Origin of the sequence: Micromonospora sp. KC606 (genome assembly GCF_004348675.1) — a bacterium.
Lineage (GTDB): Bacteria > Actinomycetota > Actinomycetes > Mycobacteriales > Micromonosporaceae > Micromonospora.
Genome location: NZ_SMKN01000137.1, coordinates 1 through 15,483, shown reverse-complemented (window position 1 = coordinate 15,483; position 15,483 = coordinate 1). Strand labels below are relative to the sequence as shown.

The following is a 15,483-nucleotide window of genomic DNA, read 5'->3' as shown; positions in this document are numbered from 1 at the left end:
ACCTGGCCAACAACAAGTCCACCACCATCAAAATCACCGAACGATTCGGCGGCTGCCTCCTGCTCAACAACGCCGCCATGGACCAAGTACGCGAACCCGGTAAAAACCTCGTCCGCGACAACAGGGTTGAAATCATCCGCTAAAGCTCCAACGAACAGCGCTGGCCAGGAGGAAATAATTCTCCTGGCCAGCGCCGTTCGTCGCCGGCAGTTCAGCTAAAAGCGCGCCGGCCCCGGCGAGCGCGCAAGGCGAACGACGGTCCGCCCATCGCAGCCTAGTTGATATCAGGTGCCGCCCGGCCTCTTGCCGGGCGGCACTGCTGTGTACGAAGGAGGAACGATTTGGGGTACGCCGAGAAGCGTGGCGACTACTGGCGCGGCCGATACAAAATAGATCGCGGAAAGTACGGCACCGTTAGCCATGACAACGGCGAAACCATCCGCTTCCGCACCAAGCGCGAGGCCGAACGCGCAGCCAACGACATGGAAGCAAAGGTGCGCAACGGCCGTCGGCGCAACCTTGCCGACAGCCGGATAACCTTCGGGCAGTACGTGAGCCGGTGGTACGGGGCTCAAGACCTGGCCGCCTCGACGTTGCAGAACTACAGGCGGCACATCGAGGAACACCTGCTACCCGCGTTTGAGCACACTGCGATCGCCGACATGACGGCCAATGACGTGATGACATGGGAGAAGGAGGAAAGAGTGCTCGGCTATGCCGAGTCGAGTATCAAGACATGGCGGGCGACCCTTCATCTCATTCTCGCTGATGCCGTCGAAGAGGGGCTGCGGGACTCCAACCCTGCTACCCGCCGCCGTGGCCGAGGTAAGCGCGCTGGCCGTTCCCGCAATCGCGGCCCTGAGAAGGCGGTTACCAACCCGCTCGGTATCTTGCTGCTCGCCGAGCGGGCCGCGCTTCTGTCCGGCCGTGACGACGAATTCGTGGCCGTTGTTCTCAAGGGCTACACCGGAGTGCGGTGGGGTGAACTGGTGGGCCTGGAGACGCAGTATGTGCGTTCGGCCGGGCTGCGGGTGGAATGGCAGCTATACGAACTCGACACCGGAGAGCTTCACCGCTGCCCGCCCAAGGACGATTCCCACCGCACGATTGACTTGCCCGAGTGGCTATTTGGCCTGGTGTCGGACCACATGGCCCGCACGCGGCCGAAGCCGTGCGCCTGCCACGGACTTAAATACGTTTTCGGTGGCTACCGGGCCGCCAACGGGGCAGCACGACGACCGGGGCCAGAGCTTGCCGACGTCGCTCGCCGTGCCGGCGTGTCGGTCGGCACCGCCTCTACTGTCTTCAACCATCCGGAGATGGTGTCGGAGACGACGCGCGTCAAGGTTCACAGCGCAGCCGAAGACCTGGGCTACGTCCGGGGCAGCGGTTCATCGGGAGAATTGGCCGCCCACTGGCGGCGCAATAGCTTTGCCACGTGGCTGTTTCACCCGGCGGCTACCGGGTGGTACCCGAAGAAGGCACCGCAAGAGCCGCGCCCGGTGCCGGTGCTCGCCGACCCGTGGCCCGGCGTGCCGGTACGCGGCCGGAACGCCACGAACCGCGCTGACTCGTGCTGGCTGCCCATTGCGCCCCGACTGACGCCCCATGGCCTCAGACACAGCCACAAGACGGTCATGGTCGAGCTGGGCACCCCGCCAAAGCTCATGGATGAGCGGATGGGGCACGAGGACGGTTCGGTGCAGGCTCGCTACTCGCACGTGACGCCGGACATGCGGCAGCGACTCACGGCCGGGCTGACCGGTTTGTGGGAAGCAGCGCTGGCGGTCCGTCGGGAGATGGCTCCCGGCTCGCCCGTGGCGGCGCTTGACCGGCTGTTGAAGGGCGGTCCGTAGGGCGGTTGGGAGAGGCTTTTTCCAAGATCTTCTCCCAGATTTCTCCCCAGGGGTACCCCGGTAACGACTCAGGGCCGGTCTCCCGAAAGGGAGACCGGCCCTGAGCTGCACTTACTCTGGTCGGGGTGGCCGGATTCGAACCGACGACCTCTTCGTCCCGAACGAAGCGCGCTACCAAGCTGCGCCACACCCCGAGGCGTGCTGAGAAATAGTAGCCCACCCGACCCGGTGGTCAAACTCGGTACCCCCGCCCGCCGCGTCGCCCGGCGGCTCGGTACGACGGCGGCGTGGCGGGAGCGCAGGTCAGCGGGAGATGAGGGTCAGGATGCTCGCCTCCGGCGGGCAGGCGAACCGCACCGGGGCGGTGGGGTGGGTGCCCAGGCCGGCGGAGACGTGCAGCCAGGAGTCGGAGCCGGGCCAGCGGTGCAGGCCCTTGGCCATCGATCGGGGCAGCCCGCAGTTGGTCACCAGCGCGCCGTACCCGGGCACGCAGACCTGGCCGCCGTGGGTGTGCCCGGCGAGCAGCAGGCCGAAGCCGTCGGCGGCCATCTGGTCCAGCACCGCTGGCTCGGGGGAGTGGACGACCGCGATGGACAGGTCCGCGGTGTCGGAGACCGGTCCGGCGACGGCGGGGTAGTCGTCCCGCTCGACGTGCGGGTCGTCCACGCCGACCAGTTCCACCAGCCGGCCACCGGCCTTGATCGACGTGCGGGCGTTGTTCAGGTCGGCCCAGCCGGCGCCGACGAAGACGTCGCGCAGTTCTTCGTAGGGCAGTGCGGCGCCCTCGGTGTACTCGCGGTTGGGCAGGAAGTAGGTGAACGGGTTCTTCCAGACCGGGCCGGTGTAGTCGTTCGAGCCGAAGACGAACGCGCCGGGAACGCCGAACAGCGGTTGCAGTGCCCGCAGCACGCCCGGGACGGCCTCGGGGTCGGCCATGTTGTCCCCGGTGACCACCACCAGGTCGGGGTCGAGGGCGGCGAGCGACGCCACCCACTGCTGCTTGCGCCGCTGGTCCGGCATCATGTGCAGGTCCGACAGATGGAGCACCCGCAGTGGCTCCGCGTCGGTCGGCAGCACCGGCACGTCGTACCGGCGCAGGGTGAACATGTTGCGCTCGATGAGCGACGCGTACGCCAGGGTGGCCGCGCCCGCGGCGACGGTCCCGGCGGCGAGCCGGAATAGTGTGCGCTTCTGCATGTCGTTCAGGGTAGTTTCACCGTCCATGAGCACGCTGAAGGACCGCCTCACCGCCGACATGCGCGCCGCCCTGAAGGCGCGCGACGAGCTGACCACCTCCACGCTGCGGATGGCGCTCGCCGCCGTCGGCACCGCCGAGGTCGCCGGCAAGGCCAAGCGGGAGCTCACCGACGACGAGGTGCTCGCGGTGCTGACCAAGGAGGCGAAGAAGCGGCGGGAGGCCGCTGCCGCCTTCGCCGACGCGGGCCGCGCCGAGCAGGCCGCCAAGGAGACCGCCGAGGGCGAGGTGCTGGAGCGGTACCTGCCGAAGCAGCTCTCCGACGACGAGCTCGCCGAGCTCGTCGCGGGGGCGCTCGCCGCGGGCGGCTTCACCGGCAGGGCCCAGATGGGCCCGGCCATGAAGGCGGCCCAGGCCGCGGTGACCGGCCAGGCCGAGGGGGGCCGGGTGGCCGCCGAGGTACGCCGACAGCTCGGACTCTGACCCTGGTACGCCCGACGGGCGGGCACCCTCGAAGGGTGCCCGCCCGTCGTTGTCCGGGTGACATCAGCCGCGGGGTCGGCCGGGCCCTCTCGGGTTCGGCGGGGTGCCCGGCCCGCCGGGGCCGGTCGTGCTCTGGCCGTCCGGCGTGCCGCCGCCACCGCCGCTGATCTCGATGGTCACCACGCCGCCCTTGATGGTGCGGCCGCTGGGGCTGGTGCCGTGCACCTGGCCGGCGGGGCACTCCGAGGCGACCCGGGTGTCGGAGACGACCGCCTCGAAGCCGGCACCCCTGATCCGGGACCGTGCGGTGTCCACCGACTCGCACTTCACGCCGGGGATGGACCGCTGGTCACCGTAAATGATCTTGCCGCTGGGTGGGGTGAAGTTGATCCGCTCCTTGCCCTTCATCGCGTCCCGCAGCGTGTTGTAGACCGCCGGGTTGATGCCCTGCGGGGTCTCGTCGTGCCCCATCTTCTGGGTGGTCTGCGGCCAGTCCGGGTCGGCCATGATGCCGGCCACCGCGTACTGCTTGGTCATCGCCACCAGGGAGGAGGTCCTGTCCGAGTCGGTGGTGCCGGACTTGCCGGCGACCGGGGCATCGACGATGCCACGGACGTTACGGGCGGTGGCGCCGGTGCAGCGAGAGGTGGACGACCGGTCACCCAGCGGGCAGCGGGCGGCGTCCACCGCGGCGCGGGCCACCTCGGTGCTGACCCGCTGCTCGCACTTCGGGTTGGCGATGTCGAGCTTCTCGCCGTCCGGCCCCTTGATCTGCTGCACCGGGATCGGCTCGCAGAACTTGCCGTCGGCGGCCAGGGTCGCGTACGCGTTGGCCAGCTCCAGCGGGGTGGTCTGCGACACGCCGAGGGTGAACGCGCCCCACTGGTGCGCGCCCCGCTCCAGGGTCAGGTCCTCCTGCGAGCGGAAGGTGATGCCGAGCTTCTTGGCGGCCTTGACCACGTTATCGGCGCCCACCTGCTGCTGGAGGGAGACGAAGAACGTGTTCACCGACCGGCCGAAGGCACCCCACATGTCGTGCACGCCGGCCATGCTCTTGGAGGCGTTCTTGGGGCAGTAGAGGTTGGTGCCGGGGCAGGCCGCCGGGCCGGGCGCGATGATGTACTTCGACCGGAAGACCTCCGGCGAGTTGATCGTGTAGCTGAGCGGGACGCCCTTCTCCAGCGCGGCGACCACCGTGAAGATCTTGAAGGTCGAGCCGGCCTGGTAGCCGGTGATCCCCTGACCGCCGGTGAGCAGCGGGTTGACCGTGTTCGGGTAGTTGCCCCGGATCTTCTTCTTGGCCTTCTTCGGGTCGCTGGACATCTTGTTCTGCGGCTTCTTCGGGTCGTCGAGCTTGAAGTTGCGGTTCACCGCGAGTGCCCGCACCCGGCCGGTGCCCGGCTCCACGACGGCCACCATGCGGGCGGCCTTGCTGTTCTCGCTCAGCTGGTTGCGCACGGCCCTGTCGGCGCCGTCCTGCGCCTGCACGTCGAGGGTGGTGGTGATGGTGTAGCCGCCGCTCTTCAGCCGCCGCTCCCGGTCGTAGCTGGTCGAGCCGAAGGTCTCCTGCTGCATCCACCAGCGGTAGAAGAAGTCGCAGAAGAAGCCCCACCCCTTCTTGTTGGCCGCCACGCAGCCGTTCGGGGTGCGCTTGTCCTTGACCCGCATGTCGGTGGCTTTGGCGGCGTCCGCCTCCTGCTGGGTGATGGCGCCGATCTCGACCATGTTCTGGAGGACGTAGCTGCGCCGCTGCTCGGCGAGCGGGCGACCGCTGGCGGTGGTCGGGTCGTTCTGGGTCGGGGCCTTGACCATGCCGGCCAGCATCGCCGCCTCCTCCAGCTTGAGCTTGCTGGGCGGCTTGCCGAAGTAGACCTGGCTGGCGGCGTAGATGCCGTACGCGCCGTTGCCGAAGGAGGCGAGGTTGAGGTACCGGGTCAGGATCTCGTCCTTGGAGAACTCCTTGTCGACCTGCATGGCCAGCCGCATCTCGCGAAGCTTGCGGGGCCCGGTGTCCTCGGTCGCGGCGACCACGTCCGCCGGGTGGGTCGCCGAGTAGGCGATGGCCAGCCGGACGTACTGCATGGTCAGCGTCGAGGCGCCCTGCTGCGAGTTGGCGCCGGCCTGGTTGTTGACGAAGGCGCGGGCGATGCCGTTGAGGTCGACCCCGTTGTGCTTGTAGAAGTCGTGGTCCTCGGCGGCGATGATCGCCTGCCGCATGACCAGGGCGATGTCCTCGAACTTGACGTCCCGGCGGTTCTCGTCGTACATGGTCGCCAACGGGGTCTTGCCGTCGGCGGCGAGCAGGTAGCTGATCTGCGGCGCGCGGGCGACGGTCAGCTCCTTCGGCAACGCGCCGAAGGTCTCGGCGCCGGCCTTCGCGGCCAGTCCGGACATCGCCACCGCAGGGAAGGCCGCCGCCGCGACGACCACACCGGCCAAGAGGCCACAGACGAGTAGCGATGCGGCGTTGGTGAAGACATTGTGGTCACGTTTCCGCATCCAGGTCACCTCGACAGGGTACGCGAGTAGGGAACGAGGGTCGCCGGGGCGTTCTTTCCCCATTTCCTGCGCGCGCGACCCTCGTTGTGCTAAACGCATGACCCCCGGTGCTTGGTTGCGTGTGACCTGGCGCCGAGTCTCCACCCGATCGGTGGAGCGGCGCAGCGTTTTCACGTACTCCGGCCGGGTAAGCGGCGAGCGAAGGCCCGGGAAGCCGGGAGTGTCCGAAATAATGGATTTTGCCGACAACGTTGCGTAATCAGGCGACTACAGAGCATGATGGTGGCGGCGACCGGCCACACGTCGTCCGTGCCTCCTTGGGGAAGGAACGGGTCGGACGACCGGGGGGAGATCGACGGCTGGTCGCACGAGTCGGTAGGTACTGCAAGGGGGGACGTGTACACATGGGCATGATCGCTGACTGGCCGTCACTGGCGGCATGTCAGAACGGGGACCCGGACGCGTTGTTCGTACAGGGCGCCGAACAGAACGTGGCGAAGCGGATCTGCCGGAGCTGCCCAGTTCGGTACGAGTGCCTGGCCGACGCGCTCGACAACCGGATCGAGTTCGGGGTGTGGGGTGGCATGACCGAACGCGAACGTCGGGCGTTGCTCCGCCGTCACCCCCAGGTGACGAGCTGGCGCAAGATGTTCGAGGCCGCGATGAAGAAGAACGCCAAGGACAAGGCCGGCAAGGACAAGATCCTGGTGACCGCAGCGACCTGAGCGCCGCGCGTCACGGCCGGCTGAGCGCCGCGCCGATGGTCCGCAGCCCGTCGACGTCGTGCACGTCGGCGGGCTGCGCGGTCACCGACACCGCCGGTACCGCCGGGAACGCCTCGGTGAACCGGGCCGCCACCTGCCGCTCGCGTACCGACTGCCGGGCGAGCGCGGCATGCGCGCGCAGCACGTCGACGGTGGCCTCGTGGCCGCCCAGCTCCACCAGCCGCTCCGCCGCCGCCAGACTCGCCGCGGCGTCCAGCTCCACGACGGGCCGGTGCACCCGGTTGACGACCAGCCCGGCCAGCGGCATCCGCTCCTCGCGCAACCGCCCCGCGAAGTAGGCCGCCTCCCGGACCGCGTCCGACTCCGGTGCCGCGACCAGCAGGAACGCCGTCTCCCGGGCCTGCAGGATGCGGTACGTCTGCTCGGCCCGCTGCCGGAACCCGCCGAACATCGAGTCCAGTGCGGCCACGAAGCCGGACAGGTCGGTGAGCAGTTGGGCGCCGAGCACCTTCTGCACCACCTTCGAGAACATCCCGAAACCGGCGGTGACCAAGGTGAACATGCTCCGCCCGCCGGTACGCGCCGGCGCGAGCAACAGCCGCAGCATCCGACCGTCGAGGAAGCGGGAGAGCCGGGCCGGGGCGTCCAGGAAGTCCAGCGCGGAGCGGGACGGCGGAGTGTCCACCACGATCAGGTCCCACTCGCCGCGGGCGTGCAACTGCCCCAGCTTCTCCATCGCCATGTACTCCTGGGTGCCGGCGAAGGTCGAGCTCATGGCCTGGTAGAAGGGGTTGGCGAAAATCTCCGCCGCCTTCGTCGGATCGGTGTGCTGGAGCACCACGTCGTCGAACGTGCGCTTCATGTCCAGCATCATCGCGTGCAGCTCGCCGCCGCTGGCCTCGACCTCGATCCCCTTGACCTGCCGGGGGGTGTTGTCCAGCTCGGTCAGGCCGAGCGACTGGGCCAGCCGGCGGGCCGGGTCGATGGTGAGCACCACCGTGCGGCGGCCGTGCTGTTCGGCCGCCCGCAGCGCGAGCGCCGCCGCCGTGGTGGTCTTACCCACCCCGCCGGCGCCACAGCACACGACGATCCGTACACCCGGGTCGGCGAGGATCTGGTCGACGTCCAGCCGTGGCGCCGCGTCTTCGGAAGGCACCAATCGAGCGTATCGGGCCGTTGCCGTCCGCGCGTCGAGCCGCCGGCAGGTGTGAGTCAATCGGCCCGGCCGAGCAGCTCGGCGAGCGTCGCCAGCCCGGCCCGGTCCACCCCGTCGGGCAGCAGCGGCAGCTCGGTCATGGGCAGCCCCAGCTCCACCAGATCGGCCCGGAGCGAATCCTCCAGTCCGCGGCGGACCTGCTGGTCCCGCGCCTCGCCGACCAGCCCGGTCACGGTCGCCCGATCGGCGGGCAGCCCGGCGGCGAGCAGCCCCCGCCGCAGCTCCGCCGCGGTGACCTCCCGGCCGACCGGCAGCGGCGGCCGGGTGCCGTTGACGATCACCCGCCCCACCGGGAAGCCGAGCTGGGCCAGCTCGCCGATCGCGTCGACGGTCTCCTGGACCGGCATCTCCTCCAGCAGTGTGACCACGTGCACCGCGGTCATCGGGGAACGCAGCAGCGCGGCGACCCCCTCGCTCTGGGTCTTGATCGGGCCGACCTTCGCCAGCCGGGCGGTCTCCGCCGTCACGTTGAGGAAGCGGCCGATCCGCCCGGTCGGCGGTGCGTCCAGCACCACCGCGTCGTACGTGCGGCGCTGGCCGGCGGTGCGGGTGGTCGCCTCCTTCACCTTCCCGGTGAGCAGCACGTCCCGCAGGCCGGGGGCGATGGTGGTGGCGAAGTCGATCGCCCCGAGCTTGCGCAACGCCCGCCCGGCCGCCCCGAGCCGGTAGAACATGTCGAGGTACTCGAGCAGGGCCTCCTCGGCGTCCACCGCCAGGGCGCGCACCTCGCCGCCGCCGGGGGCGTCGGTCAGGTGCCGCTCCTCGTACGGCAGCGGGTCGGTCCCGAAGAGCTGGGCGATGCCCTGCCGCCCCTCCACCTCGACCAGCAGGGTGCGCCGGTTGCCGGCGGCCAGGGCGAGCGCCAGGGACGCCGCCACACTCGTCTTGCCCGTGCCGCCCTTGCCGGTCACCACGTGCAGGCGGGACGGCCATCCGGGACCGGCCGGTTCCGCCGGGGGCTCAGCTGCTCGCACCCGTCGAGCCTATCCACCAGGCGGCGTCAGGCCACCTCGCAGACCCACCAACCCTTCTCCCGTACGACGGTGAAACGCAGCGCCTGCTCGGCGATCTTCTCGTCGGCGGTGGTCATCACGACCCGCGCGCTGACCGTGGCCCGATCTCCGGTCTGGTTGTCCACCCGGGGGGTGGCCCACCGGAACCGCGGGTTGGCGTGCCCAGAGGCGTACCTGTCGACCTCGGCGACCTTCGCTGCGATCTTCTGCTGGTCGCGGGAGGCCGCGCAGACGAAGCCGGCCGCCCTCCGCGCGTCCCGATCCTGGTAGACGGCGCTGAGGAAGTTGTCCACCGCCACAGCCGGCTCCACCGCGCCGGCGCCGTCCTCGCGGTCGGGCAGGGCCAGATAGGCGGCCGCCGTGCCGCCACCGCAGAGCAGAAGCGCCGCGGCGATCGTGAGCGAGACGGCGAGCCGGCTCCGCTTCAGCTTCCCCGTCGCGGGCCGGTGGGCCGGGTAGGAAGCCGCCGTGCCCGGAGAGGCCGGGCCGGAGGACGGGGAGCTGGCCGGTCCGGTCACACCGCCGGTCGGTGGTCGGTTCATGTGGTCCCCCCGGGGAAGGGCATCCTCGCCTCCCCGGGCGCGGACGCGGGTTCGGGTACGCCGGGCGAATCCTCATCGCCCGTTCGTGGCAGAAGGGTAGCGGTCGACGGGGTCCGCTGTGACCTGTCGCGCACGACGTGCCGGTTCGGCGCGATCGCCTTCCGGACCAGCCATGTGTCACATATGTGACTTGCTGTGGTCGGGCGTGCGCGTCCCGTTGTGGCGTACTGGCGCCGGTCCTACGTTCGTGCCCGGACGGGGGACGGGTCGGACAGGGGGTCCGGTCCGGTTGGCGATCAGATCACGTACGAGGCCCGGAGGCAGTGCATGCGCGACGCGGACAACATCGCTCGAGCCCAGGTCCCGGCGGGGGACCGGGCGGCGCGGCTCGGCGCCCGGGGTGACGCGGGCACCCCTGGCGGTGGGCTGCCGGTCAACGAGCGGTCCTACCGGCGGCACGCCGAACCGCAGGAGGTGCTGCGCGTCCTGAATCGTTCCCATGACCGCGCCCGGGACGAGGATGAGCCCGGCTACGTCATCCACCTGCCGATCCGGGTGGCCGACCTCGCCGCGGCGACCGCGCTGGCCGGCACGGTGGCCACCTCGCTCGGTTTCCTGGCCGAGCTGGACGCCGGCGAGACCACCGTCTCCACCGTCGACGACCAGAACAACCGGCACCGGGTCTTCTGCGACCTGCTGCTGCCGGACCGTTCCCGCTGCCCCCAGCCGTACGACCACGACGGCCCGTGCGGTGAGGCGCCGGCGGCGCCGGAGCAGCGTCCCGCACCCCGCCCGTCGTCCGGACCGTAGGCTGTGCCCGGTTAGCACGTCCACGTCAGCCAAGGGAGCCTTCCACCGATGCAGAAGTGGGAATACGCCACGGTTCCGCTGTTGGTCCACGCGACCAAGCAGATTCTCGACAACTGGGGCGAGGACGGCTGGGAGTTGGTCTCCGTGGTTCCCGGCCCGAACCCGGAGCAGCTCGTCGCGTACCTGAAGCGGCCCAAGGCATGAGCAACGGTCCGCACGCCAAGCTCGCCGAGCTAGGCCTGACCCTGCCCGAGGTCGTCCCGCCGGTGGCCAGCTACGTCCCGGCCGTGCAGTCGGGGCAGCACGTCTACGTCTCCGGCCAGTTGCCGATCGCCGGTGGCAAGCTGCTCGCCACCGGCAAGGTCGGCGCGGGGGTCTCGGCCGAGCAGGCCAAGGACCTCGCCGCGCGATGCGCGCTGAACGCCCTCGCCGCCGTGGACGCCCTGGTCGGCCTGGAGAACGTCGTCAAGATCGTCAAGCTGACCGGCTTCGTGGCGAGCGCGCCCGGCTTCACCGGTCAGCCCGGCGTGATCAACGGCGCCTCCGACCTGTTCGGCACGGTGTTCGGGGAGGCCGGCCGGCACGCCCGCGCCGCGGTCGGGGTCGCCGAGCTGCCACTGGACGCCCCGGTCGAGGTCGACGTCATCGTCGAGGTCGCCTGAGCCTCGCCTGCCACCCCCGCGATCGCGCGCCGCCAGTTCCGGACAAAAGGGCGTGGAGAAGCACAAACGCCGGCCGGACCTTGCAAGATCGCGGGGAGTGGCGGGCAGGGTCGTACGATCGCAGCCATGACCGGGCATCTGACTGTGCCGGCGGCGGCGCTCGCCGACGCGCTGCCGGAGTGGGTGACGCTGCTGCGCGCGCCCAACCCCGGCCCGATGACCCTCGACGGCACCAACACCTGGGTGCTGCGTGCCCCCGGCGCCAAGTACGCGGTCGTCGTCGACCCGGGGCCGGCGGACGAGGAGCACCTGGCCGCTGTCGCGGGGCACGGGCCGATCGGGTTCGTGCTGATCACCCACGGGCACCCGGACCATACCGAGGGCGCTCCCCGGTTGAGCGAGCTGCTCGGTGGCGCGCATGTGCTCGCCGCCGACCCGGCGCACACCATCGGCGGTGAGCCGCTGACCGAGCCGGGCGAGCACTTCGGCGGCTTCGGTCTGGAGATCCAGCTCCTCAACACCCCCGGGCACACCGCCGACTCGGTCTGCTTCCTCGTGGAACACGACGACGAGCAGGTCGTCCTCACCGGCGACACCATCCTCGGCCGCGGCACCACCGTGGTCGCGCACCCCGACGGGCACCTCGGCGACTACCTCGCCAGCCTGGAACTGCTCGCCACGTACCGGGGGATCCCGGCGCTGCCGGGACACGGCCCGGCGCTGGCCGACTGCGGCGCGGCGGCCGAGTTCTACCTGGCCCACCGCCGGGCCCGGCTCGACCAGGTCCGGGCCGCGGTCGCCGCCGGCGCCAGCACCGCCGCCGAGGTCGTCGCGGCCGTGTACGCCGACGTCGACCGGTCGCTGTGGTGGGCGGCCGAGTGGTCGGTCCGCGCCCAGCTGGTACACCTCGGGGTGGAGCAGCCGTGACCTGCCCGGTCTGCGGCACGCTGGCCGTCCCCGGGGCGCGGTTCTGCCACAACTGCGGTGCCGCCCTGCCAGCCGCCGCGACCCTGCCCACCGCCGAGCGCCGGGTGGTCACCGTGCTCTTCGGCGACCTGTCGGACTTCACCTCCTGGTCGGAGGACCTGGACCCGGAACGGGTCGGCGCCGTCACCGACCGGGTGCTCGCCGCCCTCGCCGGTGCCGTGAAGACCTTCGGCGGGCACGTCGACAAGCTCACCGGCGACGGCATCATGGCTGTCTTCGGCGCGCCCGTCGCCCACGAGGACGACGCGGAACGGGCCGTTCGCGCCGCGCTGTCGATGCAGCGGGCCGTCCGCCGGGTGCTCGACGACGAACGGGGCGGCGGCGCGCCGCTCGGCCTGCGGGTCGGGCTGAACACCGGCGACGTCATCGCCGGTATCCAGGCCGCCATCGAGTACACGGTCATCGGCGACACGGTGAACACGGCCGCCCGGCTGGCCGACGCCGCCGCCGTCGGCGCCGTCTACGCCGGTGCCCGCACCTCCGCCGCCACCCGGCACGTCGCCTCCTGGCGGGCGCTGCGCCCGCTTCGGCTCAAGGGCAAGCGCGAACCGGTCGAGGCGTACGAGCTGCTCGGCCTCCTGGACGCCCCGGGCACCCGCTCCGGCCTCGGCGACGAGGCGCCCTTCGTCGGCCGGGAGACCGAGATCGGGCGGGTCGCCGGCCGGCTCGCCGAGGTCATCGACCGCAGCGAGCCCCGGGTGCTGCTGGTCACCGCCGAGGCGGGCATCGGCAAGTCGCGCTTCGCCGCCGAGGTGGAACGCCTCGCCGCCGGGTACGACGTCGGCGCCGGGCGGTACGCCGCGCACACCGGCGCCCGGGTGCTCTCCGTACGCTGCGCCGCCTTCGGTGAACGCCGCCGGCTCGCCCCCCTCGCCGACCTGGTCCGGGCCGCGGTCGGCCTGCCCAACGACATGTCCACCGCGCTCACCCGTCCCGCCGTGGAGGAACGGCTGCGCCGGCTCGGCCAGCGGCTCGGGCAGCGTGGCGGCGGCCCGCTCGCCACCGACCACCTGCTGGCCCTGCTCGGGTACGCGGAGCTGCCCGGCGGGCACGCCACCGACCACGGGGAGTGGAGCGCCGGGGCCACCCCGGCCGACGCCGAGGCCGTGCCGAACGCGGTGGCCGGGCTGCTCAGCGCCCTGGCCGGCGAGACGCCGTTGGTGATGGTCGTCGACGACCTGCACGACGCGACCGCCGAGACGATCAGCGCGCTCGGGCTCACTCTCTCCCGGCTCACCGGCCCGGTGCTGGTGCTGCTGCTCGGCCGCCCGGAGTTGGTCCGCACCGCCGGGACGCTGACCCGCGTCGCCGACGCCGAGGTGCACGCGCTGCCCCCGCTGCGGGGCGCCGACGCGGCCCGGCTGCTCACCAGCTACCTGGGCGGCGGGAAGCTGCCCCAGGCCGACGCGGACCGGCTGCTCGCCACCGCCCAGGGCAACCCGTTCTACCTGGCCGAGCTGGTCACCCTGCTGATGGAGCGGGGGGCGCTCACCGCGTACGCCGACCGTCGCAGCGGCCCCGAGGGCTGGCGGTTGGCGCCCGGCTCGCTGGGCAGCCGGCTGCTCTCCCGCGACCTGGCGGCCGTCCTCGCGGCCCGGATCGACGCGCTGCCGCCGGACGCCCGTTCGGTCCTCCGGGACGCCGCCGTGGTCGGTGACACCGTGCCGGACGGAGCGCTGGAGGCGCTGCGCGAGCAGCGTGTCGGGCTCGGTGGCCGGCCCGCCGCGGTGGCCGCCGTCGAGCTGGCGCGGGCCGTCGAGGAGTTGCTGCAACGGCGGATGCTGCACCGCGTCCGCACCGGCTACGCCTTCGCCACCCCACTGATGCGGGAGGCCGCGTACACCGGGGTCAGCAAGGCCGAGCTGGCCGAACGGCACGCCGCGCTGGCCCGCTGGGCCGCCCCTGGCGGCACCGGTGCCCTGCCCGGCGGGTTCACCGACGCGGTACGCGACGACTTCGTCGCCGAGCACGTGGAACGGGCCGCGGCGCTCGCCGACGCGGTCAAGCTGCGCCCCGACGCGCCGGCCCGGACCGTCGCCCCGCTGGGCGTGGCCGCCCTGGGCCGAGCCGCCCGCCGGTCGCTGCACGCCGGGGAGCCGGCCCTCGCCGTCGAGTACGCCGAGCGGGCCGCCGAGCTGGCCCGGGACGGGGTGCCCGCCGCCGACCGGGTGGTGCACGCCCGGGCGTTGCTCCAGGTCGGGCGACCGGGCGACGCGCTCGCCTTCGCCGAGAAGATCGCCGCCAACGCCGGGGACGAGGCGGCCGTGCGGACCAGCGCCCTGCTACTCGCCGGGCAGGCCCACCAGGCCCTCGGCGAGCAGGCCCGGGCGACGGCCGCCTGGCGGGAGGCGTTGCAGGTGGCCAGCGCCGGCGGCCTGCCCACCCTGCGCGCCTCGGCGATGCGCCGGCTCGGCATGGCCGACTTCGTCGCCGGTAGGCTCAGCCAGGCCAGCAGCCGGCTCGCCGCGGCGTACCAGGTGAGTCTCGCCGCGCAGGACCCGCGCGGGCAGGCGTGGTCGTTGCAGAACCTGGCCTGGGTCACCACCACCCGGGGCGACTTCGCCGGCACCGACGCGGTGCTCGGCCGGGCCGCCCGGCTGTTCGCCGAACTCAGGGACCCGTACGGCCGGGCCTGGCTGCGCGGCACCACCGCCTTCGCCCGACTGCTCGCCGGCCGGCTCGGGGAGGCCTGCCGGTTGGCTCGGGTGTTCCTTCCCTTCGGCGAGCGGGTCGGCGAGGCGTGGGCGGTCGGCACGCTGCGCGCCGTCGAGGCTTTCGCCGGGGCCGAGCTGGGCGAGATCGCCGAGGCGGACCGGGCGGCACGCCGCGCGTACCGGGACTTCGCCGAGGTCTCCGACGACTGGGGGCGCGGGTTCGCGCTGGTCGCGCGGGGGGTGGTGGCGCGTGGGCTGGGCGAGCCGGAGCACGCTGCCGACCTGCTCACCGATGCCCTGGCGTACGCCGGGCGCACCTCGCACCCGCTGCTCACCGGGATGGCCGGCACCCTGCGCGGCTTCGTGGCACTGGACATGGGCGACTGCGAGACCGCCGAACGGGACGCCCGGGCGGTGCTGACCGCCGTCGAACCGCACAATCCGCAGGCGCCGGCCCAGGTCGCGCCTCGGGTGCTGCTGGCCACGGCCCGGGTGGCGGCCGGTGATCCGGCCACCGCCGTCGGTCTGCTCGCCCCGGTGGCGACCACGGCGTCCAGCAACCCGACGCTGCTCTTCTCTCGCCGTCAGACCATGGCCCGGTACGCTTCGGCCCTGCTCGCCCACGGCCAGCGGGAACAGGCGTTGGACTGGGCCCGCCGTGCGGTCGCCGCGCCCGCTGAGGACGTCCGCAGCCAGGTCGTCGGGGCGAGCGTGTTGGCCGAGGCGCTTGCCGCCTGCGGCCGGCCCGTCGAGGCGCTGGCCTGCGCCGAGGAGGCGGTCCGCCTGGCGTACGCGACCGAGCAGCGCAGCGAACGCGCCGCTGCCGACGCCCTCCGCGTCC

The 15,483-nt window shown here is 72.1% G+C and carries 13 protein-coding genes and 1 tRNA gene; 8 read left to right on the top strand and 6 right to left on the bottom strand.

Features of this window, described 5'->3' with window-relative positions; translation table 11 throughout:
• Positions 1-341 precede the first annotated feature (341 nt).
• The gene (locus tag E1193_RS22095; RefSeq protein WP_132185098.1) at positions 342-1,856 is read left to right on the top strand and encodes a LacI family DNA-binding transcriptional regulator; all 1,515 of its coding nucleotides are present in this window, start codon (positions 342-344) and stop codon (positions 1,854-1,856) included.
• 117 nt (positions 1,857-1,973) lie between these two features.
• Here E1193_RS22095 and E1193_RS22090 read toward each other — a convergent pair.
• Together E1193_RS22090 and E1193_RS22085 are read right to left on the bottom strand one after the other, a co-directional pair.
• Positions 1,974-2,050: transfer RNA gene (locus E1193_RS22090), tRNA-Pro, on the bottom strand.
• Between the two features lie 109 nt (positions 2,051-2,159).
• A complete protein-coding gene (locus tag E1193_RS22085; protein ID WP_132185097.1) occupies positions 2,160-3,053 on the bottom strand; it encodes a metallophosphoesterase in 894 nt (297 codons plus the stop codon).
• A 25-nt stretch (positions 3,054-3,078) separates the two neighbouring features.
• On the opposite strand from E1193_RS22085, the gene E1193_RS22080 reads away from it, so the two are divergent.
• A complete protein-coding gene (locus E1193_RS22080; RefSeq protein WP_132185096.1) occupies positions 3,079-3,534 on the top strand; it encodes a GatB/YqeY domain-containing protein in 456 nt (151 codons plus the stop codon).
• 63 nt (positions 3,535-3,597) lie between these two features.
• Here E1193_RS22080 and E1193_RS22075 read toward each other — a convergent pair whose 3' ends face one another.
• A complete protein-coding gene (locus E1193_RS22075) occupies positions 3,598-6,033 on the bottom strand; it encodes a transglycosylase domain-containing protein (protein ID WP_132185095.1) in 2,436 nt (811 codons plus the stop codon).
• A gap of 404 nt (positions 6,034-6,437) precedes the next feature.
• Between E1193_RS22075 and E1193_RS22070 the strand changes: the two genes are divergently transcribed.
• Complete coding sequence (locus tag E1193_RS22070; protein ID WP_132185094.1) at positions 6,438-6,758, top strand: WhiB family transcriptional regulator; 321 nt, start codon at positions 6,438-6,440, stop codon at positions 6,756-6,758.
• Between the two features lie 10 nt (positions 6,759-6,768).
• Here E1193_RS22070 and E1193_RS22065 read toward each other — a convergent pair whose 3' ends face one another.
• Genes E1193_RS22065 through E1193_RS22055 form a run of 3 tightly spaced genes read right to left on the bottom strand, consistent with a single transcriptional unit; the run spans position 6,769 to position 9,529 of the window.
• Positions 6,769-7,917 carry an ArsA-related P-loop ATPase gene (locus E1193_RS22065; protein ID WP_207922803.1) on the bottom strand — a complete coding sequence of 383 codons (1,149 nt, stop codon included), beginning with the start codon at positions 7,915-7,917 and terminating at the stop codon, positions 6,769-6,771.
• Between the two features lie 53 nt (positions 7,918-7,970).
• The gene (locus E1193_RS22060) at positions 7,971-8,948 is read right to left on the bottom strand and encodes an ArsA-related P-loop ATPase (RefSeq protein WP_132185092.1); all 978 of its coding nucleotides are present in this window, start codon (positions 8,946-8,948) and stop codon (positions 7,971-7,973) included.
• A 26-nt stretch (positions 8,949-8,974) separates the two neighbouring features.
• Entirely contained in the window at positions 8,975-9,529 is a 555-nt protein-coding gene (locus tag E1193_RS22055; RefSeq protein WP_132185091.1) for a hypothetical protein, read from the bottom strand.
• A 327-nt stretch (positions 9,530-9,856) separates the two neighbouring features.
• Here E1193_RS22055 and E1193_RS22050 point away from each other — a divergent pair, with 327 nt between their 5' ends.
• The 5 genes from E1193_RS22050 to E1193_RS22030 all read left to right on the top strand — a co-directional run.
• Complete coding sequence (locus E1193_RS22050) at positions 9,857-10,339, top strand: hypothetical protein (protein WP_132185090.1); 483 nt, start codon at positions 9,857-9,859, stop codon at positions 10,337-10,339.
• Positions 10,340-10,387: 48 nt separating this feature from the next.
• Positions 10,388-10,543: a DUF4177 domain-containing protein gene (locus E1193_RS22045; RefSeq protein ID WP_013736319.1), complete on the top strand. Its 156-nt coding sequence runs from the start codon at positions 10,388-10,390 to the stop codon at positions 10,541-10,543.
• Positions 10,540-11,001 (top strand): RidA family protein, encoded by a 462-nt coding sequence (locus E1193_RS22040; RefSeq protein WP_132185089.1) that lies wholly within the window; start codon positions 10,540-10,542, stop codon positions 10,999-11,001. The genes E1193_RS22045 and E1193_RS22040 overlap by 4 nt, the downstream gene beginning before the upstream one ends.
• Positions 11,002-11,127: 126 nt before the next feature.
• The gene (locus E1193_RS22035; RefSeq protein WP_132185088.1) at positions 11,128-11,928 is read left to right on the top strand and encodes an MBL fold metallo-hydrolase; all 801 of its coding nucleotides are present in this window, start codon (positions 11,128-11,130) and stop codon (positions 11,926-11,928) included.
• Positions 11,925-15,483 (top strand): adenylate/guanylate cyclase domain-containing protein (locus E1193_RS22030; RefSeq protein WP_132185087.1); only part of this gene is annotated, 3,559 nt, incomplete at its 3' end. The genes E1193_RS22035 and E1193_RS22030, both read left to right, overlap by 4 nt.